At 64.5% G+C, this 21,012-nt stretch carries 19 protein-coding genes and 2 pseudogenes; 5 read left to right on the plus strand and 16 right to left on the minus strand.

Features of this window, described 5'->3' with window-relative positions; genetic code table 11:
* Positions 1-69 precede the first annotated feature (69 nt).
* A complete protein-coding gene (locus tag IPK20_21565; protein ID MBK8019018.1) occupies positions 70-930 on the minus strand; it encodes a hypothetical protein in 861 nt (286 codons plus the stop codon).
* 56 nt (positions 931-986) lie between these two features.
* On the opposite strand from IPK20_21565, the gene IPK20_21570 reads away from it, so the two are divergent.
* Positions 987-1,190, plus strand: coding sequence for a hypothetical protein (locus tag IPK20_21570; protein MBK8019019.1), 204 nt, complete (start codon positions 987-989; stop codon positions 1,188-1,190).
* Positions 1,191-1,392: 202 nt separating this feature from the next.
* On the opposite strand, the gene IPK20_21575 is transcribed toward IPK20_21570, so the two are convergent.
* The 7 genes and pseudogenes from IPK20_21575 to IPK20_21605 form a co-directional block, all read right to left on the minus strand.
* Positions 1,393-1,638, minus strand: coding sequence for a hypothetical protein (locus tag IPK20_21575; protein ID MBK8019020.1), 246 nt, complete (start codon positions 1,636-1,638; stop codon positions 1,393-1,395).
* Positions 1,639-2,046: 408 nt separating this feature from the next.
* The gene (locus IPK20_21580) at positions 2,047-2,268 is read right to left on the minus strand and encodes a hypothetical protein (GenBank protein MBK8019021.1); all 222 of its coding nucleotides are present in this window, start codon (positions 2,266-2,268) and stop codon (positions 2,047-2,049) included.
* Positions 2,269-2,692: 424 nt separating this feature from the next.
* Positions 2,693-2,863 (minus strand): hypothetical protein, encoded by a 171-nt coding sequence (locus tag IPK20_21585; GenBank protein MBK8019022.1) that lies wholly within the window; start codon positions 2,861-2,863, stop codon positions 2,693-2,695.
* Between the two features lie 866 nt (positions 2,864-3,729).
* Positions 3,730-4,509: an ATP-binding protein gene (locus IPK20_21590; GenBank protein MBK8019023.1), complete on the minus strand. Its 780-nt coding sequence runs from the start codon at positions 4,507-4,509 to the stop codon at positions 3,730-3,732.
* Positions 4,448-5,345, minus strand: a pseudogene (locus IPK20_21595) (transposase). The gene IPK20_21590 and the pseudogene IPK20_21595 overlap by 62 nt, the downstream one beginning before the upstream one ends.
* Positions 5,346-5,992: 647 nt before the next feature.
* Positions 5,993-6,622, minus strand: a complete 630-nt coding sequence (locus IPK20_21600) for a HipA N-terminal domain-containing protein (GenBank protein MBK8019024.1) — start codon at positions 6,620-6,622, stop codon at positions 5,993-5,995.
* A complete protein-coding gene (locus tag IPK20_21605; GenBank protein ID MBK8019025.1) occupies positions 6,615-7,232 on the minus strand; it encodes a helix-turn-helix transcriptional regulator in 618 nt (205 codons plus the stop codon). The genes IPK20_21600 and IPK20_21605 overlap by 8 nt, the downstream gene beginning before the upstream one ends.
* A 300-nt stretch (positions 7,233-7,532) precedes the next feature.
* Between IPK20_21605 and IPK20_21610 the strand changes: the two genes are divergently transcribed.
* A complete protein-coding gene (locus tag IPK20_21610) occupies positions 7,533-7,811 on the plus strand; it encodes a type II toxin-antitoxin system ParD family antitoxin (GenBank protein ID MBK8019026.1) in 279 nt (92 codons plus the stop codon).
* Positions 7,812-8,567: 756 nt separating this feature from the next.
* On the opposite strand, the gene IPK20_21615 is transcribed toward IPK20_21610, so the two are convergent.
* The 6 genes from IPK20_21615 to IPK20_21640 all read right to left on the minus strand — a co-directional run bounded on the left by IPK20_21615 (position 8,568) and on the right by IPK20_21640 (position 15,379).
* Positions 8,568-9,305: a fatty acid desaturase gene (locus tag IPK20_21615; protein ID MBK8019027.1), complete on the minus strand. Its 738-nt coding sequence runs from the start codon at positions 9,303-9,305 to the stop codon at positions 8,568-8,570.
* 791 nt (positions 9,306-10,096) lie between these two features.
* Positions 10,097-11,215, minus strand: a complete 1,119-nt coding sequence (locus IPK20_21620) for an AMP-binding protein (GenBank protein MBK8019028.1) — start codon at positions 11,213-11,215, stop codon at positions 10,097-10,099.
* A gap of 5 nt (positions 11,216-11,220) precedes the next feature.
* Positions 11,221-11,508, minus strand: a complete 288-nt coding sequence (locus tag IPK20_21625; protein MBK8019029.1) for a hypothetical protein — start codon at positions 11,506-11,508, stop codon at positions 11,221-11,223.
* A 551-nt stretch (positions 11,509-12,059) separates the two neighbouring features.
* Positions 12,060-13,643, minus strand: a complete 1,584-nt coding sequence (locus IPK20_21630; protein MBK8019030.1) for a pyridoxal phosphate-dependent aminotransferase family protein — start codon at positions 13,641-13,643, stop codon at positions 12,060-12,062.
* The gene (locus tag IPK20_21635; GenBank protein MBK8019031.1) at positions 13,640-14,941 is read right to left on the minus strand and encodes a hypothetical protein; all 1,302 of its coding nucleotides are present in this window, start codon (positions 14,939-14,941) and stop codon (positions 13,640-13,642) included. Before IPK20_21635 ends, IPK20_21630 begins: the two co-directional genes overlap by 4 nt.
* A gap of 168 nt (positions 14,942-15,109) precedes the next feature.
* Positions 15,110-15,379 carry a hypothetical protein gene (locus IPK20_21640; GenBank protein ID MBK8019032.1) on the minus strand — a complete coding sequence of 90 codons (270 nt, stop codon included), beginning with the start codon at positions 15,377-15,379 and terminating at the stop codon, positions 15,110-15,112.
* Between the two features lie 1,700 nt (positions 15,380-17,079).
* Between IPK20_21640 and IPK20_21645 the strand changes: the two genes are divergently transcribed.
* Together IPK20_21645 and IPK20_21650 are read left to right on the plus strand one after the other, a co-directional pair.
* Positions 17,080-17,424, plus strand: coding sequence for a hypothetical protein (locus tag IPK20_21645; protein MBK8019033.1), 345 nt, complete (start codon positions 17,080-17,082; stop codon positions 17,422-17,424).
* A gap of 190 nt (positions 17,425-17,614) precedes the next feature.
* Complete coding sequence (locus IPK20_21650; GenBank protein MBK8019034.1) at positions 17,615-19,429, plus strand: hypothetical protein; 1,815 nt, start codon at positions 17,615-17,617, stop codon at positions 19,427-19,429.
* Positions 19,430-19,480: 51 nt separating this feature from the next.
* On the opposite strand, the gene IPK20_21655 is transcribed toward IPK20_21650, so the two are convergent.
* Both IPK20_21655 and IPK20_21660 read right to left on the minus strand, forming a co-directional pair.
* On the minus strand, positions 19,481-19,750 hold the full coding sequence (locus IPK20_21655; protein MBK8019035.1) for a DUF86 domain-containing protein: 270 nt from the start codon (positions 19,748-19,750) through the stop codon (positions 19,481-19,483).
* Positions 19,747-19,892, minus strand: a pseudogene (locus IPK20_21660) (nucleotidyltransferase). The gene IPK20_21655 and the pseudogene IPK20_21660 overlap by 4 nt, the downstream one beginning before the upstream one ends.
* On the opposite strand from IPK20_21660, the gene IPK20_21665 reads away from it, so the two are divergent.
* Positions 19,876-20,910, plus strand: coding sequence for a hypothetical protein (locus IPK20_21665; protein ID MBK8019036.1), 1,035 nt, complete (start codon positions 19,876-19,878; stop codon positions 20,908-20,910). The pseudogene IPK20_21660 and the gene IPK20_21665 sit on opposite strands and share 17 nt — an antisense overlap.
* The last annotated feature ends 102 nt before the right edge of the window (positions 20,911-21,012 follow it).

The following is a 21,012-nucleotide window of genomic DNA, read 5'->3' on the forward strand; positions in this document are numbered from 1 at the left end:
TCGAGGTAGCGTTCCGCTGTCCGGTTCAATTTGCCGCTGATCTCCATCGTGTTGTGGCCTGGCCGTCGGTCAGGATCGCCAGGGCAGTCCGACGCACCGGCGTCTTGCCGACGCGCGGCGAGTCTGTTCACTCCCCGCGTCAACGCGGGGAGGAACCCAAACAGTCTCTCCACTGCCCGGGCTTGGGGCTTCGAGTTCGTCCGCCATCCGTGATCGATCGGGTGCAACTTCTCGAACTCGGCATCGGTCATGCCACGAGGCAACTGTGGCGGCGTTTCCGGCTAGAGCTGAATGAAGCCGCGATTGCGTTCGCCATCCTGCACGTTGTGAGGAGTTGTGACACTCCGTGCACACGAACCAACGCTTCTTGCCTTCGCTCGTGAACTCGCCGATCCGCTTGCCGTAGATGCCATCGCGCCAGTCGCGCAGCTTTGTCGCCGTGGCAGCTGCCGCCAGAGCAGCTGAGGCTGGTCGATGCTTGATCGGTTCGCCGAAATGATCCACCAGCTTGTTGCGCTGGGTCTTGTGGTGACAATTCCGAACTTTCCAGATCCGGCCGCGCCCGTGCTGAAGGTTCTTCACGTCCGGCACCATGGCTTCCATGGTCGGAATGGGCACCGGACGGTTGTCCTTGGGAAAACCCTTGGGCATCACGCCGTTGTGACAGGCCGTGCCGCACTGCGAATGGTGCATGAGTTTCTCGGAGCGCGGCTTCACCACGGCCCTGACCCCCGACCACCTTACCAACCCGGGCATCTTGCCGCATGGGTACCGTGCCATCGAACGGGTCGCCATACCAAAGCGCGGCGCCGGTGGTCCGGAGAAGCATTTTCCGCGTTGGGTTAGCCGGGTCGGATCTCCTTTGCTGACCTCGCTGGCACCCTTTCGGCTCTCGAAGCAGACAACCTCGGCCGGGGTTTGCTGGCGCATCGGCAGCGGCCGGCGCGGATGCCTCGCCCGCCGGCTTGTCCTGAGCGACAACGGAAATGAGCAGGGCTCCCAGCAACGTCAGCACTGCGGCGGAAACGGCTATGCGTTTCATGATCGGCACCTCATTGCACCGTGGCGGATGGGCCACCACCGAGCAGTGTCTCCAGCAGCACCCCGATGAACAGCAGGGGATGGTCAGAATGAAAAGCCGAAAGGCCCAGATGCCGGCGGTCATGAGCCACTCGACGAACGTGGGGTGATACTCCGTCACCTCACCGATGGGCGAAGGAATGAAGCCGGGAACGATCAGGCCCATCCCCTTCTCGATCCAGATGCCGGCGAACGCCATCGCGCAGGGGAATGGGAAGCCTCTTCACGTCGTTGCGGAACAGGGCATCAGGAACATCACGAAGGACGCGACCATCAGCACCACAGCAGTCCAGAACCAGGGCACGAGCCGTGTCAGGCCATGGAGACCGAACATGAGGTAGTACAGACCGTTGGCGTGCTCGTACGCGCGTACAGCTCCACCACACCTCCGAGCGTGAGGAAGATTGCAATGCCCAGGCAGAAGGTGACGATGGTGGCGAGCAGCCTGATCGCGCTGTCCTCGATCCACAGCTTCGTGTTCTTCCGGATGATCAGGAACGCGATGATGATCAGTGCCGGGCCTGCGGCGAAAGCCGTGGCGATGAACCGGATCGGCATGACGCTGGCAGCCGGAACCACATGGGGCGCGCCGGATTCACGGCGACAAGGAAAGCCGTGACCGTGTGGATCGACAGCGCCCAGACGATGAAACGTAGACCAGGGCCATGAAGATCGACTTGTTCACCCGGCTTGCCGGAGAACGCCCCGGAGTACAGGTACCAAAGCCCACGACGGCGTTCAGGAACCAAAGTACCCGTTGAGCACCGCCACGTCCCATCCCAGTATCGATGAGAAGCTGTAGATACCCCGAGGGGATCATGTGCCAGGGACGATCCGGCCGGCCCATGTGGGCGAACACACGAACATCATGACCATGATCACCGCGGAGATCGCGAGCATCTCCCCCAGGACGGTGACCTTGTGCATGCCCTCGTGGTGATACACGTAGGCCGGGAAGACCGATGGTCACGGCCCAACCGCCACCCCCACCAGGAACACCAGGTTCGCCAGGTACAGGCCGTCGTGGATCTGGCTGGTCATCCTCGTGGCGATCAGGCCCTCCGTGTTCTGGAGATAGTAGACGTACAACATGCCGACGATGAGCGGGGCAGAACGCCCAGTCGGGCATAGAACTTCGGGCCACGCTCGAGGCATGGCGCACGTAGTCGGAAGCAAACGGGTCAGCACGGTCCGCCTCCTAGTCGTAGAAGTAAGAAAAACTTGGGATACGTGTTCAGTTCCGCCTTGAGACGGGACACACGTTCTTGCGTGCGAACACCTTGCTGGCTTCGCTCTCCGGATCCAACAAGTTTTCCGAACTGCGCGCCCGACCGGGCACACCTCCACGCAAGCCGGATAGCGGTTGTGCCGCGTTCGCTACCGCAGACACCAGTGGGGCTCTCCACCACCCGCGCATCCGGGGGCGGTTTGCCCAGGTAGTGCGTGACCGGATACATCGCGTCCTTGGGCAGAACAGGGGTGGTGAGATTGAATCAGCGCGCCCAGTAAGGACAGGCGTTCATGCCACATCTTGCAGCCGATGCACCAGTTGCTGAATCGATGACGACCGGGCCATCGCCTTCCCGATGGGTGGTTCGCACCGGACACGCCTTCACGCACGGGGCTTCTCGCACTGCATGCAGGCGATGGGCATGTACGTGGCGTCCTTCTCCGGCACCGCCTCCGGCTTGTAGTGGTACTGGCCTTCGAACACCTGGCCCGCGGGGCTGTAGGCGTTGCCGCCCACCTGGATGCCCAGGCCCTCCGGATAGCCCTGGTCCATCTTCTCTCCTGGGAGAACTCGCCCCTCTCCATGCGCAGCACCTGGATCCACTCGATCCGTTCGCCGGGACGTTCGCCGCGCGACTGGATTTGTTCTCCGCGACACAGGCTTTCACGCACCGCCGGCAGCCGAGGCCACTGCGGACGTTCAGTGCGGCCCATTAACATGCCGGCTGCGGTCCGTGATGTCCACCGCCACCTTGCTGTATTCCTCAGGTAGCGCTACTCAGGCGCAGGCGCGCCTCGCTTTTCTCCTCGTCCGTCATCAGACGATAGTTCTTCTGGAAATGCTCCGCCCATTCCACGGCCGCCTTGGCATCCCCCTCGGGCGCCATCAGGGCGCCCAGCTCATGAGTGACGATAAACCCAGCATGCCCGCTGCCGCGCCGGGAAGTCGCGACGCGAAGTCTTGGTCACCGCCTTGGCGAGAACCGCGGAAGCTGGGGTACGTCGGAAGGGTGTCTCGCCTCGGTTGCCGGCGGCATGGTGAGTTTCCTTCCGGAGTCCACAACGATTCCCCAGGAGGTCAAATGTCGTTGGAGGAGTTTGTTGCGAAGGGCCTCGGACTCCGTTGACACAAGTCAATTGCCTGATCGAGAGGTGGCACAACGAAGGCCGAAACAAGGCAGCCACGTTCACGATGCGATTGCGTGCCTCACTACGATCTCTCGCGCATGCGACGCCCCATCACCAAGCAAGCCGCACGATAGGAGCGTGATCTTCCCGCTTCACACAGACATTCACCGGTGCAGCTCCGGTTCAGTGCAGTGCCTTCGCGGCACTGGGCAAACGCCCCGCTCTACTCGGAACAATGGTGAGACCGCCCGACGCTGTCAACGGCAACCCAAGTTTCCCCAGTTTGGTAATTCAAATTTCCCCACCCGGTTGAGATGCGTCGTCGTGTGAGCGGACCAGTCCGGCCTTGAGCTTTTCCTTCAGCCGGTAGGAGTTGCCGCGGATGTTCATCGTCACGGCGTGGTGCAGCAGCCGGTCGAGGATCGCGGTGGCGATGACGCGGTCGCCGAAGACCTCGCCCCAGGCGCCGAAGCTCTGGTTGCTGGTCAGGATCATCGGGCCGCGCTCGTAGCGCCGGCTGATGAGCTGGAAGAACAGGTTCGCGCCCAGCCGGTCGATCGGCAGGTAGCCGATCTCGTCGACGATCAGCAGCCGCGGCGCGGTGTACAGCTTCAGCTTCTCCTCCAGGCGCCCCTCGGTGTGCGCCTTGGTCAGCTTCTCGATCAGGGTGGCTGCCATCGTGAACAGCACCCGGTAGCCCGCCTCGATGGCCTTCAGGCCCAGGCTGACCGCCAGGTGCGTCTTGCCCACGCCCGGCGGCCCGAGCACGATGACGTTGTCGCCGTGCTCGATGAAGTGGCAGCTGGCCAGTTGCTGCACCTGCTTGCGGTCGATCGAGGGCTGGTAGTCGAAGTCGAAGGTCTCCAGCGGCTTGACGAACGGGAAGCGCGCCATCGCCGTGCGCATGGCGATGTTCTTGCTCGTCTTGGCGGCCACCTCCTCGCCGAGCACCTGCTCGAGGAACTCGGCGTAGGGAAGACCGTTGGCCGCCGCGTGCTGCAGCAACGCCTCAAGCCGCTCGCCGCTCTTGAGCAGCCGCAGCTTGCGCAGATGGCCGCCCAGGCGCTCCAGTTGCGCCGGGGAGGGTCATGGCCCCTGGGCGCCGACGGCCGCTCCTTGGTCGCGCTCCTGGCCTCACGCCGCCTCCGCAAGCGCCGGCGCCGAAGAGCCGTTCGTAGACGGCCAGGTCACGCACCTCGACGTCGTTCGCCGGCATCGGCCGCTGCCTCGGGCCGGGTGCGGCGCCGTAGCGCTGGCGGGCATTGCGCGCAGCCGCGCCGGGGCCGTGTTCGGGTCGCACGCTCAACTGGCCGCGGCCGCCCAGCACCGCATGCTCGGCCACCACGACGCCGGCCCACCCACGAGCCGCCTTCGCGCACCACCTGCACCGTCTTGCCGATCAGCCGGAACGGCACCGAGTAGCGGTTGGCGTCGATCGACACGAGCCAGTCGTCGGCCACCACGCGATCGCGCACCATCGCCTGCAGGAAGCTGGCGTGGCCTGCGGTGGGCGCCAAGGCGCGGGCCTCGTCGGCGAAGCGGTCGATCGGGCGCTCGTGCGTGGTGCCGTGCTCGCGCAGGTCGGCCACATCGGCCTGCCAGGCGGCCAGTTGCCGGTTGAAGTCGTCCAGGTCACGGAACACCCGGCCGGGCACGAAGTTGCGCTTGACGTACTTCACCCCGGACTCGACCTTGCCCTTGGTCTGGGCTCGGTACGGCTGGCACAGCCGCGGCGTGAAACCCCAGTGCGCCGCGAAGGCGGCGAAGGTCGGGTTGCACCCTCGCCGGCCTTCGCTGTCGGTCACGCCCCCAGCTACCACGGTACGCATGCGGTCGTAGAGCAAGCACTCGCAGCGGCCCCCGAAGTGGGCGAACGCGCGCTCGTGGGCCGCCAGCAGATCGGCCATGCGCTCGCGGTGAAGCCCACCGCGAAGCCGCGCGGCTGTAGCCCAGGGTCATCACGAAGATGTGCGCGTACGCGCGTGCCGCCCAGCGGCACCCAGACCTGCCCCAGTCGCACTGTGCCTGCTCGCCCGGGCCGGTCTCGAAGCGGCGCTGCGTCAGACCGGCCAGATTGGCCGCCGCCCGCAGCGGCCGCACCGCCAGCTTGACGGTCTCGTAGCTGCCCGCAAAGTCCCGCTCACGGCGCAGCTCCTGCCACAGGATCCGGGCGGAATAGCGCACCGCCGGCGCACGTTCGATCAGCCAGCCTCGGTGCGCACCAGCAGCGTCGAGCCCGCGGCCTACGCCGATACGGGCGCCACTGCTGCTCGCGCAGACACCACGCACCGTCTTGATCCAGCCCGAACTCCCGGGCAATGCCCGAGACACTGCCGCCCTCGGCGTGCCGATGACGGATCGCTTCCACTGCTCCGCTCGACCACCGCGCTCTCCCTGTCCGGATTCGTCCCGGACACGGTAAGCGCTCACCGTCCCAGCATCGGCCTGTCCCGATGCCCCAACCACTCATCCTTGCGATCTTCCACTTCCATCACTGCCTCCTGGGCGTCGATGAGTGGGGAAAATTCGATTACCGCACCTGGGGATTATTGGATTACCGCTGACACAGTTTCACGACCGGGACGCTGATACCGACGGCGCGGGCCAGCGTCATCATCGAGAACTCGTTCTCCGGGACACCGGGAAACTGGAGTGAGGGAAGCTTCACGATCCAGTCGCCGCCCACGCCCCTGGCAGGAATCGTCAGGCCGCCGCGGGCATCGCCCATGGCCGAGAACTTGAGTTGCACGCCGGCCAGGGAGAACCGCAGCACTGCGTGGCCGCTCCCCGGCGTTCCCGCCGAACCGGCATCCTGTGCGTCCCGCAGCCATGGCGCCCCATCGGAAGCTGTGAGCGTAAGGGCCCCGGGCAGATCCTCGCCCAGCACCCGCAGCAGTTGGAACTCACGCACCGGGTTCACGCCCGCGCGATCGGCCAGGTAAGAGCGCAAGCGTCCTTCGGGCAGGAGATTGGAGAAGAACGGCAAGGCCCGGGTCTGTGTCGGTGCGAAATCGGTGATCAGCCTCCCGAGCGCATCCTTGAAGCCGAGACCCAGGACGGGCCGATCGGGATCGCTGAGGTAGCGCTCGTTGAACGCGAACAGGATTCGATCTCCGGGCACGCGAGTGAGCGTACCCACCGGCTCGCCATGCAACCGGACATCGAGGACCGTGACTTCAGCCATCGCCGTCTTCGTCGTCGAGGTTGTAGGCAGGACGAACGCCCTCCTCTCGAGTCCCTCCTCCTGCGGCGCCGAGCTTTTCGTCGCGGAGCGCGACGATGGCATCCACGGAAACGCGGAGGGCGGACAGCCGCGCAGTCTTGTCTGCCTTGCGCGAACGGTGCAACGCTGTCGCTGCCCGGTGAGCCGCGACAGCCGTGCGCAATTCGGCGTCCGACACCGCCAATTGCCCCAATGCCCACAGCGCCTGGGCGAGTCGTGCGACGTCTTCGGCACCCGGTCCCGATGCCGACATCCCTGCAAGGTCCTGGCGCAAGACCTCCACCTGGGTCCGGACGCGAGCGGACGACGCGGCGGACCGCGTCCGGCCTTCGCGGGTCCGTGCGAGCGACTGGACGGCAGGCGGCACTGCGCGGAACGAGCATGACCTCCAGGCCGAGGTCCGGGCCAGGGCGACCAGCGTGGACAGTCGCGGGTCCACCATCCCGGACTCGAACTTGGAGATGCTGGCCTGCGGGATGCCGGCCTGCTCGCCGAGGGCGCGCTGGCTGACACCTATCGCCTCGCGGGCAAGGCGGATCGAATCGGAAAGATCGGAGGGTACGCGGGCCATGGTGATCGGTATTATATATCGCCTTACGCTGACGATATCTTTATCGCTATCACTCGGTCCGACTGTCCAGCGTCGGCTCATCCCTCGGGAATAGGGGGCAGCCAGCCAGGCGGTGATGTACACCTCCCGTGCGCCCCGCATTCCCACGGAACAGCCACGCCACCCATGGCTCGCCGTCGGGACCGCAGTGTCGAGGCCCTCAGGGCCGGGCGGGCAGACGCCCCCACACTATGCCGCTCGTGCGGCTCCCCCGAACGCCCTCACACGGGTTCGTCGATTCCCTTCCGCTTCGACCTCGTCATGGCAACACAATCGACGGCCATCACCAACATTTCGCTCCCCGACAGCCTCAGGACCTTCGTGGACATGCAGGTCGACAATCGCCGTTTCGGTACCAGCAGCAAGTACATCCACGAACTCATCTGCCAGGACCAGGGACGTCAGCACTCGCACGGTCTGTTGCTGGAAGGCGCGAGGTCGGTGCCGACTTCATCGATTGACGAAACCTACTTTGAGGCATTGCATGAACGTGCGCAGAAGAGCACTAAGTCGCACCGGCCGGCATCGCCGAAGTCGTGAGGATCACGTCTGCCGCCCCGCGCGAACGAGCCTGTCCGGACCTCGATGACACCCTCGCGTACCAGCTTCACGAAGGTGCCTCGCAGGATGCGCTCGGATTCATTGACGCGTTGGCACAGATCTACCCCCCCCCCGTCGTTCGCGATCTCGCGTCGCCGTCCGCGAGATGCGCCCACGAGTCAAATCCGCTCGGCCTGGGATTCCGACCCAAGAGGCGCCAGACCCATCTGGTCTTCTCGGTCAAGCATGACGATCACGTCAACGTCGGGTGGAGTCTCTGACAACCGACAACCAGCGCACCTTCAGCGACAAGGTCGGTCGCATGCCCTATCCGGCCTGGCGTGCCGGAGCGCTCCCTCACGGTTGGTCCGCTGTGTGCCAGTCACGGACTGACAGCCGGGCGGCCGGCGCCTTGTATTCCCTCCCGACTTATCCTGTTCTAAACGGCACCCATTCATGATGGGCGTAGTCGTAGAGCTGGCAGATTTGCAGGGTGTCGCGCACGCCCCGCAGCGTCGCGTCGACGCTCCACGATGGCAGCAGCGTATCCAGGTGGGCCTGCGCAGCCCTCAGCCGATAGTAGGGAATGTCCGTGCGAAGGTGGTGGACGGGATGATCCAAAATCCCGTGGAGAGAGGCGTCCAGAGCGGCTCCGGTTCTGACATGTGCAGTGAGCCCGCCCCACGGTCGCGCTCTCACCCACTCGGCGGGATCATCCGAACCACTTGATGTCAGGATGGGTGTGGTGCACGAAGATCACGAACCCCATCGTCCAGTTCCAAGCGAGGAACGGTGAGAACGAAGGCCAGCAAGAAAGTCATTGTGAGGGTGGCCACCGCGTGAACCCGCGGATGCAACCGCGCCGAGCCAGAGCCCCAGCCACGCGATGGTGAGCATCATGTCCCACCAGACCCGCTTGGACTGACATCCCCTCCATGACAGGAGAGTTCCGAGCCAGAGCTGCTTCCACCACAATTCCACCAGATAGTAGACCCCGACACCTGGAAGCGTCCGGTACGTTCGTTCCTGCAATCGGCGCAGCGAAACCGCTGATCTGTAGTCCCTCACGTCCATGGGCACCCAGACCCGGTCGCGTCCGCGGAGATTGGTGAAGCCGTGATGCATCACGTTGTGTCCGAACTCCCACGTGGCAAAGGGCGTGAGCGTGGGAAGAAATGCGACCCGCCCGATGATCCCGTTGAGCCGGCGAAACGCTGTAAGGCTCTGGTGGCAGGCGTCGTGTCCGAGGATGAACAGCCGCACCATCGCGACCGTCATGATGGCGCTTCCGAGCAATCCGACGCCGGGATGGTCTCCCAGTGCGGCGCCCGCGCCCACAAGGTACAGCGCGATGTCCAGGCCCGTCGTCGCCAGCGCTCGCCCTGTGGACGGGTGCGCGTAAGCGCGAAGTTGCTTGCTCGCTGGCTGGGTACCGTTGACGCCACTACCGGTATCGCCCCCGATCCTCCGAGGGGCAACGACTCCCGGTGTCACCGAGGGCCTCACGCGGTGCCACCTCCGCCACTCCAATACGCAATGATCTCACTGAGCGACCAGTCGTCCATGAATGCCTCCTCCGGGATCAACAGATCCACCTCGTCGAGCAATGCCGCCACGATGGACGCCGTGTCAGGAGTCCGCCCCAAACTCCGACACGCGTCCCCGGTCCGATCACAAGTTCCGGTCCTCGTCGGGAGGTCTCCATCAGCCACAAGCCGTGAAACGGCAGTCCGCACGGCCCCGATGAACCCCTCTTCGTCCACTGTCATCACTCACGTCCTTCGTCGCAGGTCAAGGTAAATCTCGCGCCACCGATCGCTGAAGCTTACCGCTCGTCGTTCTCGGGAGCGTTCGTCTGGGAACGAAGACGACATCGTCGACTGCCAAGCCGATTTCCTTCACCACGTGCCTGGACAGAATGCCTTCCCGGTCGCTCGTGGACTGCATGATGCGATCGTCCATCATCAAGACGGCCCGTTCCTCTGAACGCTCTCGTCGATCCAGGAAAAGGCGATGACGGATCCGGGTCCTGCTCGCGTCAACTCCTCCACCGCCCGTTCGATCTCGTGCGCATGGAAATTGATGCCTCCGCGGATGATTACGTCCTTGCTTCGCCCGACGACGAACACCTCCCCTGCCCTCAGAAAGCCCAGATCCCCGGTGCGCACTTCGCCACTCGTCGAAACCGTGCACCTGCGGACTCGTTCGCGGAACCGCGATTCCACTAATGCAGATCTCTCCGACCTCGGCCGCCTCCACGGGATGTCCTTGCTCGTTCCGCACAGTCACGTGCACGCAATCCAACGGAGCACCGTTCCCGAGCATCCGGCGAGCCCCGGTCCCGTCACGTGACACGACTCGTCCGGCCAGCAACTGTTCCGAATCGAACCCCAGTTCCAAGCGTGGCGTCCCGCGCCGGCGAGTCGACGCCGCGACGACGCTTCCGCGAGCCCATAGGCAGGCTGAAGGACCCACTCGCCGAGCCGATCGGCTCGAAGGCCTTCCTCGAACCGGATCAGGGCATGCGGAAACACGGGCTCGGCCCCCACCCACACGTAGCCGAGGCTCGAGAGATCAACCCGCGGGCGCGCTCCGCGGGACGCGAGCAGACCAAGAAGCCTCAGTGAAGACGGAGTCGCGGTAGACGGCGCACCGCGGTGGGTCTGTATCGCGGTGAGCCACGACCACGGCGTCGCGGAGAACACCTCGGTCGGCAGCATGATCAAGTCGCCACCCCCGAACAACGCCTGGGTGAACACGCCGAGCCCCATGTCGTGGTGCAGGGGCATCCAGGATACGATCGGTGTGTCCGGACCGGTACCCGCACGCTCCGCAATCGCCGTCGCATTCGCCACGAGATGCGCATGAGTAATGGGGATCAGCCGCGGTCTGCCCGTTGTGCCGGAGGACAGTTGGAGGATCGCGAGATCGTCCGGCACTGAGTTCCACCGGATCGGACTGCCGTCATCGCTGAGCAATTGCCCGGGCTCAATGGCGTGACAAAGCGGCGTCGCGGCGCACCTACCCTCTCCAGGGTGTCGCTGGCCTTTCGGCACGAACGTCACGCCCGGTGCGACACAGCCCAGCGTATCGCGCAACAAGGCCGCGTGGCGTACATGGCCTCGCATCTGCCACGGGAGGAGGCATACCGGCGAACGATGCATCCACGCTGCAAGGATGATCACCAGTGCGTCGAACGATGTCGGAAGCACGGATGCGATCGGTCGGCCCTCGTCGACTCCGGCTCGCGACAAGTCCCTCGACAAGGTGGCCGCGCACCTAAGCAGCCTTTCAAACCTTATCTCATCGTGGGACGCAGCGGAGTTGTAGACAATGGCACGGCCCGCGTGCCCGCGATCTGCCAATAGTGCAGGGATGGAATGGGCCGCGAGATTCTGCCCCATGTCAGTCAGCGTCGATCCCGCGTCCGGCTGAAGATGTGATACTCGACGCGCCGCTCCTCCGGCCCGACGAATTGCCTGAGCCACTCCTCGTCGCAGGATCCTGCAGACACCTCCCAAGAGATCCAAACGCGCGTCATCCCGCGCCTGGACATGCTGTCGAGGACAGCGCGCGCCAGCAGCGGCGCAATGCTGGAAGTGTCTTCGTCCGGATCCACGGCGAGCCAGGCCAGGAAGCCTTCCCTGACGAGATCGATCGCCCCACGCATCTCCTCGAGGTCTGCGGTCCCAGCCATGCCGCTGGCTGCTCGAAAGGACTCCGTCAGGTTGGGGAATCCACCGCAGAAGCCGACGACCTTCCCTTCGCGCCTCGCCACCACCCATAGGTCCGAAAGAATCAGCTCCCGGAGTTCCTCAGCGAGGCCGACGAAGGCATCGAGTGACAGTGCGGAGCACGAAGGAAGGCGCGCGATCGTATTGCAAAACACTGGATGGAGTTGCGCCATCGCCGTCCGGAGGTCGGCACGGTCGAGACATTCGAAACGCAGTCTGCCCGCCGGTTCACCGCCGCGCGGGTCGCCCGTTGACGACAGGATGCCGGGAGTAGGTATGCGTGAGAGAGCGCCGAAAGCCATGCCTTTCCAAGGAGGCGGCGACTAGGGGCACCACGGTCGGTTCGAGGAAGGGCTTGCCGCCCGTCTCGCCGTCAAAGCGTATACCACCCCCCCGCAACTGCAGTGGTGGCTGGGCTGGCGCGAGGATCCTATCGACCCGTTCATCGAGCCATGCCACCGCCTGACCGACGACATGGTCGAGCAGTTCTGCCGCATTCCCAGTCACTGCCACGTCACCGGGAACCCCAGGCGTTCGCTCCCCAGATGCACGCTGTCGCCCGGGACGTAGGCATTGCGGCTGCGCGCGAGGCCGAATCGACAGCCGCCGTGAAAGCCTCGCGCTCGGCGCACACCGATTCCCAAGGCCCCTCTCCGGCCACGATCCTGCGGTAAGCGTTCGCGCTGGTCCACGTCGGCGCGGATCTCGCCTCCTCCGCGCATGCGAGCGCCACATCGACGATCTCCGCAAACGGGCGGCCCTCCGCACGGTGCGGCGACGACACTCCTTCGGACTGTCGCTTAGCGTCTGCCTGGACTCCATTTCGCCGCAGGACATACGCGAGAACTGAGACGGTCCTTTCCAGATCCTGCCGCTCGTGCTCGGCCCGGATCCTGAACCGTACACGCTCCTCACCCCTCGGTACCGCCGGCACGATCAGTCCTTCCGCCCATACGCCTTCTCGAAACAAGTCGCGAAGGACGTCCCGCATCAGCGGTTCATAACCGATTCTGACCGAATGGATGGCTGACTCGCCTCTCTTGTACTGTGGAATTCCCTCGGCAGCCAGGCCATCCTGGAACACCTGGATATTCGCGCGCAGTCGCGCCAACAGTGCCCCGTCGTCACGGATACGCTGCAGAGCGGCCGATGCGGCCGCCGCCTGCACGCCCGGCAGACCGACGGAGAACACGATCGTCTTCGCAAAGTGGCGCAGATAGTCCGCGGTCGCCGTATCTGTGGCGATCCATCCGCCCATGCTTCCAAGCGCCTTGCTGAGCGATCCCATCAATAGATCGGGCAGCGGGCACCCTAGCGACTCCGCAGACCCGCGTCCCTGCGCTCCTAGCATCCCGGTGGCATGGGCGTCGTCCACCATGAGACGAGCGCCGTAATGGCGGGCGACCCGGGAAAGTTCTGCCAACGGCGCTACATCACCGTCGATCCCATACACGCCTTCCACAACCACCAGCACGCCGCGGTCGCTTCGCCTGACTGCACTCGTTCGAGAACCGCTGCAAGATGGTCCGGATCCGAGTGCTTGAAGCTCTCCCAGCGGCATCCTGCTGCCTTGATTCCCCTCTATGAAGCTGTAGTGGATCTGCTTGTCCACCACCACCAGATCCCGAATGCCGCAGAGCGCGCCGATGGTGCCGATGTTGGCCGCGTGCCCTGTCGGGAACAGGACGCAGGCCTCCGCCCCCACGAAATCCGCGATGTGCCGCTCCAATTCAGTATGGAGGTCGGTCGTCCCCGCAATAGCCGGAACCGAAGACACGCTGGCCCCGTGAGATCTCAGGGCCTGGGCCGCCGCACCGAGGACCGCTTCGTCCCGCGCCAGCCCCAGGTAGTCTGCCGAGCAGAACATGATGACTTCGCGGACGCTTCCCTGTCCGTTCTCGCGGACACGGGCTCGCCCGCCGTGGTAGGACAGGACCGGCAGGAGATAGCGATCGAACTCCCGGCCCCGCCAGTCCTTCAGGAACCCCTGGAAGCGGCGCGTCCGCTCGAATAGATCGCTCGCAATGCCTTGATTGAAGTCACTCAGGGACGCGTGACGGGAGTCCACGGCCAGGATATCGCTGTCGGACGCGCTCATGGCGTCACCCCATCCGCGCATTCGATCGCGGGATGCAGCTGGCCCGAGCCCCTGCGCACATCACGGTCGCGTGATGCCACTCTTGTGGGCCGCCCCAGCCGCTCCCACGCCGACAGGAGCGCCACTCCCATCGCCATGAGCAGCCACGACGCCGGTTCCGGCACTGACATCGCACTGCGGGTCCAGTCAAACCCGGATTCCGACTGAACCGAGAAGCCCGGGATCTCCTCGCCGTCCGCCAATCGGACCGACCGGATCCCGTCCCAATACGCCGTGCTGCCGGCATCTGCGTGGCACGCGAGGTCATCATATCCAACGACATCGCAGGCGACAGCCAGCATCACTTGGAGGTCGAAGGACTCGTCGAAGCGGAACGGCACGTCAAGCGTCACGACCACGTCGTCGATCCCTTTCATGAAGCGGGTCGAATGCAGCACCACGCCAGTCTCGTTAAGTACTGAGCGCTCGGGATACCAACCCTGCCAACCGCCGGTCACCCCCGGGTAAGCGGGGTATCTGCCCAACGGATCATAGAGGCGGGCCGCGCCGGCCTGTGTTGTGGGCGACGGGAGCATCTGCCCGACGAAATTCCGATTCAGGGCATAGAGCGCGATCTGACCTCCGCCGATGCTTTCAGCATCACCAGACTTCCCGATGAACCCGTCAAGTCGAAGCTGGACTTCCATGAATCCCAGTTGCCCCGCCCGTTCGGTGCTCATGACCGTGACACGATCGATTGACATCGCGCTCGCGAACGCGCCGGCCGGCGGCAATGCGGCATTCGCTACGGCGCGATAGACCCCGGGCGCGGCCACCGCCAGAGCGAGGAAGTTGCCGGAAGAGTTGAGCGTGCCGGTTTTCTCGAAAGGCGCGGGGTCCCTCGACCAGTTACCCAAGAGCAATCCGGGAAACGAGCCCGGCAACACGACATAGTCGCCCGATGGGTTGAACCAGTCGCCGCCCACGCCGAATTCACCGGTCGGCGAGTGGTACAACTCGGACGGCATCGCACTCGCGATCACGGGACCTAGCGTTGTACCCTTTAAATTCCTTGACAGTGAAGAAACCGCCAGTGGCGTGCGATGAGACGTACCCCCGGCGTCGTACATGTGGCAGCCGTTGGTCCAATTCCAGACATCTTCCTCGACGATCCACGTGCTGGCGCTGGCCTTGACAGTCAGCGCGTGCGCCGGCCCGGCGCCAAAGAGTGCCACGCCGGACAAGAGGATCACGCACCCGGCGACCGGAACAAGGAAAGCAGTGGCCATGAGGGAGCGAAAGAGATATCGCGATTTCAATTGAGGAACTCCTTGCGTCTGTTCGACTTCCGATGAGCGGAACACCTCGTCCGCGTCCCGGCCGATAGCGGGGCATTCTCGACAGCGGGGTCGGTCATTCGGGAACGCTGACCAGGTCCGACCTATCGGCGCCACCTTGCATTCCTGCCGGAGATTTCTCGGACGATCTCAGCGATCGCACCGCAGTTGTGCATCGTCGCGCCACAGAATTGCGCAATCGATCCTGATCCTGGGGTCGAGCGACATGCAAGCGCTGATCAGCAGTTTGTCGACGATGTCCGCCTCGCCCTTGTCGTTCGTCCTGAATGAGACCACCTCGGACATCCCCCGCGTGTCGAGTAGCGCCAGTGCGATCGCCCCTGCCGCCTGCGCCCCCGGATCTGCGGAATGACCGGTCGCGCTATCCATGACCCTTGGGATGAACTTGTAGCGAAGCACGACCGTTCCCCTTCGACAGGATTCCCGGAAGGTTCCGTGCAGGGTGAGCCCCACTCGATAGCGGACTGATCCGGTAGAGGTGATCGGTTCCGAGTCGAGCCTGCCGGCAACCGAGGCCGACGCGCGACCCCCTTCCAATTGGACGTCGAGCGAAAGGGGGGGCGCGCCGAATTCTGCAGGACGCACGGGGCCGCACACTGTTGCCACCCCGACAGCGGCGATTCCGATGGCCAGAATGCTCGTCTTGGCGGCAAGACCGTGAATGCCGGGAACTGCACCCGTGGGCGCTGCACGCAGTGGACCCGCGCTCATTGCACGGCGCTCCACTCAACGTATCCCAGGCATGTCCAGTTCGAGGAATCCGAACTCGAGGTTCCGTCACGCTCGCACTGTGCGCACCACTTCCGGGTGGCCCTGAAGGCAAGTCTCAAAGGCACTGGAACCTGGATCTCCGCCGCGAGGGTCGCGCTTCTGATCGCCCAGTCGCAAGCGTCGGCGCGGGTTCGACCGGAGCCTACGGCCTGCTCCACACCACTGTCGCCTCGCGCGCTCTCGGTGGCCCCAAGAATCAGCGTCAGCCACAATGCTATGTTTCTAATAGACAATTGCCCCTCCCAGTTTCAATTTTAGGTCTCGACATTTGGCGCAGGCTGACGGACCGTCGCAGCAAGCGGCAAGATCGGTACCGTAAATCCGCCGCGCAACGTGCCCCGACCGTGTCGGCTGGCGACCATCCGACGGAAGCGATGGGGTCAAGGCTAAGCATCTCGATTTAGCGATTCAGTAGATATTCGGGCCTCGTGTGCCCATCCGGCCGAAATCGCGGCAAACTCGCCGAAACAACTCGAAGCGCTCGACATGACCCTCCCTTTGAATCGCAGCTTGGGAAAGACAAGCGTTCCCCGTATTGCCGATGCGGTTGACCGCCCTCGTCTGTTCAGTCAACTCGACATCGCCCTCGAGCGACCGGCGCTCTGGATGGCGGCCCCACCGGGATATGGCAAGACAACACTCATAGCCAGCTATCTGGAGCGCCGATCCCGGAGCGCTCGATGGATACAACTCGACGCTGGCGATGGCGACCCTGCAACCTTCGTCGACTACTTTTCCGTCCTGGCGGGCGACACCGGAGCTTCGCTTCCGAAGCTGTCTCCCGAGTACCTGGGTGACGTGGCGGGCTTTGCCAGAAGGTTCATCCGACCTTTTGTCTTTGCGCTACCCCAGGACTGCGTGCTGGTTCTTGACAACTACCAGGAGATCCCAGAGCACTCCCTCGTGAATACCTTTTTGGCCGTGCTGATCGATGAACTGCCCCCCGGTATGAACCTGGTGGTCATCAGCCGCAGGGATCCGCCCGAAGAAACCATACGGCAGCGGGCCAATGCATTGCTGGGGGGATTCGACTGGCAGTTGTTGAAGTTGGAGGCTCCCGAAGCGCGGCAGATCGCGATCGGTACACCCGCTGCCACCGCGAACAGGGTCTGGGAGCTCACCGGCGGCTGGCCCGCGGGATTCCGCCTGGCCCTCGAGAGCCTGAGACACGGGTCCAGGCCCAACACCTCGCTCACGACGGCGGCCCGCGATGAGGTCTTCACCTATTTCGCATCGGAGGTCTTCGATGCCTTCCCGGAGGGGGACCAGAAGATGCTCTGCCTCCTCTCCCTGTGTCCGCGCCTGACGCCCTCGCTCGCGCAAGATCTGTGCTGCACCCTGCCGCAGGCGATCTCCTCGAGGAACTGTTTCGCACCCATCTCTTCTGCTACAAGCGGTCCCCGGCCGACAGTCAAGCCGCCGAGGCGATCTACGAGTTCCACGCACTGTTCCGGGAGTTCCTCGAGGGCCGGTTCTTCGCCACGACCACGTCCGACGAGCGCAGGGAGCTGATGCGCAAGGCAGCGGCACTTCTCGATGCCCGGGACTCCACGCGCGAAGCGCTCGAGATCCTCTACCGGTGCGAGGGATGGGATCTCGCCGTGCCCATGGTCCTCAGAGATGCGCCGCTGCTGCCGGCCAGGGGCGGTGGCAGGTGCTCTCGGAGCGGATAGCGCTCCTGCCCGGAGCGGTCGTGGATGGCAATTCGTGGACGCTCTACTGGCGGGGGAGCGCGCTGCTACAGGTCAACCCCCGCGCGGCTCGGCAGGATCTGGAACGCAGTTACGCGCTGTTCGCCTCGGAACGAGACTTGACGGGACAAGCGCTTCCGTCTCGGGGATCCTGTGGGCCCTTTCGCTGGAGGTGCACACCAGCCCCGAGATGCTCACGTGGCTTCCGCGCCTGGAATCGATTCTGGCAAAGCCCGAAGTGCTGCCGCCCCCCGTCCAACTCGTGAGCTACTCGGGACTCCAACTCGCCGCGATCTGGGTCAAGCCCGATCACCCCATGCTTGCCATCGCCGCCGACCGACTGATGAAGTTGATGGACGGCGAAATCGACATTCACCAAAAGGTCTACACAGCGACCTTCCTCCTGCAGTACCTGACGATGGCCGGAGACCTCGATCTCGGGCACGCCTTGATTGCCAAGATCGACCACGCGATCAAAGGTGCCGACTTATCGCCACTCAATCGAGGGTTCTGGCACGCCATGCGCGGCTATGCCATTGCGCACTTCGACGTCGAGGCTGCACGCGAGAGTCTGGACGCTGCCATAGCCATCTCCGATGAGCATGGACTGGCTCCCCTCGGATGCCTCGCACGCGTCACTCTTGCCTGCCAATTGATCGTCTACGAGCACGATCCCGTCGGCGCGGATCGGCTTCTTACGGAGTTGTCACGGCACATCCCTTCCGATCGGATCGTCGACCGCGGCTACCTGACCTGCGCCCGATGCTGGGCCGCGATCGCCCTCGGGCACCACGAAGAGGCGGTACGGGAAGCCGATGCGGCTCGCAAACTCGCCGCCGAGATCCCGGGCGTGTTCTTTCGAGTATCTTGGATTGATTGCACGCTTGGCGCCTACCTGCTCGTTGGGGACGTAACCTCGGCGCGGGAAGCATTGCGCAGCGTCAAGAGCGCATTGCAGGATTCCTGGATCGGCAATCACGAATGGGTCGTCCGCGCTCTCGAGGCGGAACTCGCGAGACAGGAAGGGCGGGAAGCGCAGGCATTGGATCTGTTCCGCTCCGTCTTGCTGGCCTGCCGGGACAGCGTCCCTCGCCAGACCGTCGTCAGATTCGTGCGGGAACCCCTGGCCGGGATGTTCGCGCTCGCCTGCGAGCGCGGCGTGGAACGACCGACCGCGGCACGATTCATCCGTGAATGGCGGGTCGACGCACCCGATGGCGCCGACGAGAGCTGGCCCTACCCCATCAGAATCGAGACGTTCGGTCGATTCCGGGTGGAGATCGATGACCGGGAGTTGCAGACGGGAAGAAAGACTCCCGCCTTGCTGTTCGACCTCCTCAAGCTGGTGTCCGCCGCCGGCGACGCCGACACGTCGGTTTCCTCGGTGCTTGACACTCTTTGGAAGCACTCGGACGGGGACGCCGCCACCAACGCGTTCGCCAATGCCCTGCACAGGCTGCGCAAGGCACTGGTCTTCGAGGACGCGCTCCTGTCCCGGGACGGAAAGCTGCGTCTGAATCCTGCGAAGGTGCGCACCGACGCCATGGCGCTGGAGCGCATCGCGGACAAGGTAGCTTGCGCCCGCTCGGGGTCGGTGCTCGCCACCCTGGACCCCGACCGACTGACGACCCAGTTGTTCTCGATCTATCGCGGACACTTCCTGGTGGAGGACGACGCGCTACCCCAATTCGTGACGGCCCGCGCTCGATTCCGGGACATATTCGTGTCGACCGTCACGGGCATAGCGGATGTGTATCGGGACCGCCGCCGGGATGCGTCCGTCGCCGACTTGCTTAGGCGTGCGCTGCTCCTCGAGCCGGCGACAGAGGTCCTGCATCGTCGACTCATGATCGCCTTGCGCGACATGGGCGAACGTTCGGAAGCGCTCGCGGTCTATGGCCGATGTCGCGACGCAGTCATCGCCGAGTTCGGTGTCCCGCCATCGCCGGAGACCGACGCCATATTCCGGGAGTTGGGAGGGCGGTAGAGTCGCCCCTTGCCCGAACGGACGTGATGGCCTCGACACACGCTCGATGCGTTACCGGCAACGAATGTCGTCGCGCACGAGCCTGCGCATTCCCCGCATACTGCGCCAAGGAACGTCTGGATGGGCTGCCGCGAACTCGGGATGTCGATCCATCACCGTGGTGGCAGCCTCGCCAATGATGATGAGACTCATGACGATGGCCTGCTGGGTACGATTGTCGCCAAGAAATGTCGCGTACTCCCACCCGTCCACGAAATCGCAGGCATCCGCTGCTGCCGTCCGAATGTGGTCCAAGCGATCTGCGAGGCGCTCCCCGCTCATACGGGACGAGCCTCCGCCAACACCTTCTCCCGGAACTTCGGCGAGAGATCGGACGGCGTCAGCACGTCAACCGGAATGCCCAGCAGCGTCTCGAGTTCGTCCCGCAATCCCCAAGATCGAATAGCGTGGCCCGCGGAGCCGACCCCGAACCGCTCGACGATGGCCCGCTCTCCGTGGAGGACGACATCCGCCGCTGGGCGGCGATGAACGGCCATCTCCGGACCCGGCTGCCGTTCCTGGTGTGGACCGGGTCTCGCGATCAGGTGTCGAACGCGACTCTGAAGCCGGACGCGACCGCGGTCGATGTGCCGGGGATCGGGACCGTGGCGTTCTCGGTGGTGCAGAAGATCGCCTCCAATCGTTCGTACTTCGATCGTTCCTCGATCGAGTACCTGAGCCGAACGCCGATCCGGATGCGCGGCACGCGCAGCCCCGACGGCGGTGCGTTCCAGGCCCGGACGCTGTGGCCCGAGACCTGGCGTCTTACCGCCTCTCCTGCGCTCCCGCTGGCCACCGCCGAGTCGCTCGCGACGCTGATTCAGGCCGAGGGCGGTGGCGCGTCTGCGCCCTATGCGACGCGGGTCCTGTGGGAACGGACCCCTGGCGCTGCGGGACACGCAGATCGGAGAGCGGTGCTCGGGTTCGTCCTCAACGGCGCGCAGGGCGATGACGACGAAGCCCATGGCGGCCACTTCGCGGTATTCACCGGCTGGCTTGGCCCGGACCGGAGCATGGCCGACTGGATGGTGAACAACTTCTACAACCTGGGTACGGTCAGCGAGAAGGGCATCGTCGCCGCGATGCTGCCGATGGACGCCTATATGACCGATCTGAACAGCGGTCAGGCGTGGTACCGGCCCTCCTACGTCCTGGTGGCGATCCTCGACGATCCCGCGCCGGCGCAGCAGTTCCAGAGCGCGATCATTCGCGTCTTCGAGCGCTTCTACCGCCAGCACGTGGCGTACGACCATGCGCAGGCCAACTGCGCCGGTATCAGCGTCGACACGTTGGCCGGACTGGGATGGAATTATCCGCGGCTCGGACCGACGAGTCACGTGAAGGCGGTGGCCGGGTACTTCTACTCGTCGGTCACCGACCTCGACTTCTCGGCTGGACGCAAGACCTTCCGCTACCTCACGGAAAAGCGGGTACGCCTCTAACCGCGCGCGGCCTTCGAGACCCTGGGGAGCGACCGGCTGGCGATGGTGTCGTCAGCGTCGCGCGCTTCGACCGCTTACGAGAGACTTCTGGCCGACCACGTC

The organism is Betaproteobacteria bacterium, from assembly GCA_016713305.1.
Lineage (GTDB): Bacteria > Pseudomonadota > Gammaproteobacteria > Burkholderiales.

What these genes read in the sequence shown, in the direction of transcription:
- IPK20_21565 (MBK8019018.1), bottom strand. Translation starts at nt 930, where the DNA reads ATGCGCCAGCAAACCCCGGCCGAGGTTGTCTGCTTCGAGAGCCGAAAG.
- IPK20_21570 (MBK8019019.1), top strand. Translation starts at nt 987, where the DNA reads ATGAGCAGGGCTCCCAGCAACGTCAGCACTGCGGCGGAAACGGCTATG.
- IPK20_21575 (MBK8019020.1), bottom strand. Translation starts at nt 1,638, where the DNA reads ATGCCGATCCGGTTCATCGCCACGGCTTTCGCCGCAGGCCCGGCACTG.
- IPK20_21585 (MBK8019022.1), bottom strand. Translation starts at nt 2,863, where the DNA reads ATGGACCAGGGCTATCCGGAGGGCCTGGGCATCCAGGTGGGCGGCAAC.
- IPK20_21600 (MBK8019024.1), bottom strand. Translation starts at nt 6,622, where the DNA reads ATGGCTGAAGTCACGGTCCTCGATGTCCGGTTGCATGGCGAGCCGGTG.
- IPK20_21605 (MBK8019025.1), bottom strand. Translation starts at nt 7,232, where the DNA reads ATGGCCCGCGTACCCTCCGATCTTTCCGATTCGATCCGCCTTGCCCGC.
- IPK20_21610 (MBK8019026.1), top strand. Translation starts at nt 7,533, where the DNA reads ATGGCAACACAATCGACGGCCATCACCAACATTTCGCTCCCCGACAGC.
- IPK20_21620 (MBK8019028.1), bottom strand. Translation starts at nt 11,215, where the DNA reads ATGGGGCAGAATCTCGCGGCCCATTCCATCCCTGCACTATTGGCAGAT.
- IPK20_21625 (MBK8019029.1), bottom strand. Translation starts at nt 11,508, where the DNA reads ATGGCTGGGACCGCAGACCTCGAGGAGATGCGTGGGGCGATCGATCTC.
- IPK20_21630 (MBK8019030.1), bottom strand. Translation starts at nt 13,643, where the DNA reads ATGAGCGCGTCCGACAGCGATATCCTGGCCGTGGACTCCCGTCACGCG.
- IPK20_21655 (MBK8019035.1), bottom strand. Translation starts at nt 19,750, where the DNA reads ATGAGCGGGGAGCGCCTCGCAGATCGCTTGGACCACATTCGGACGGCA.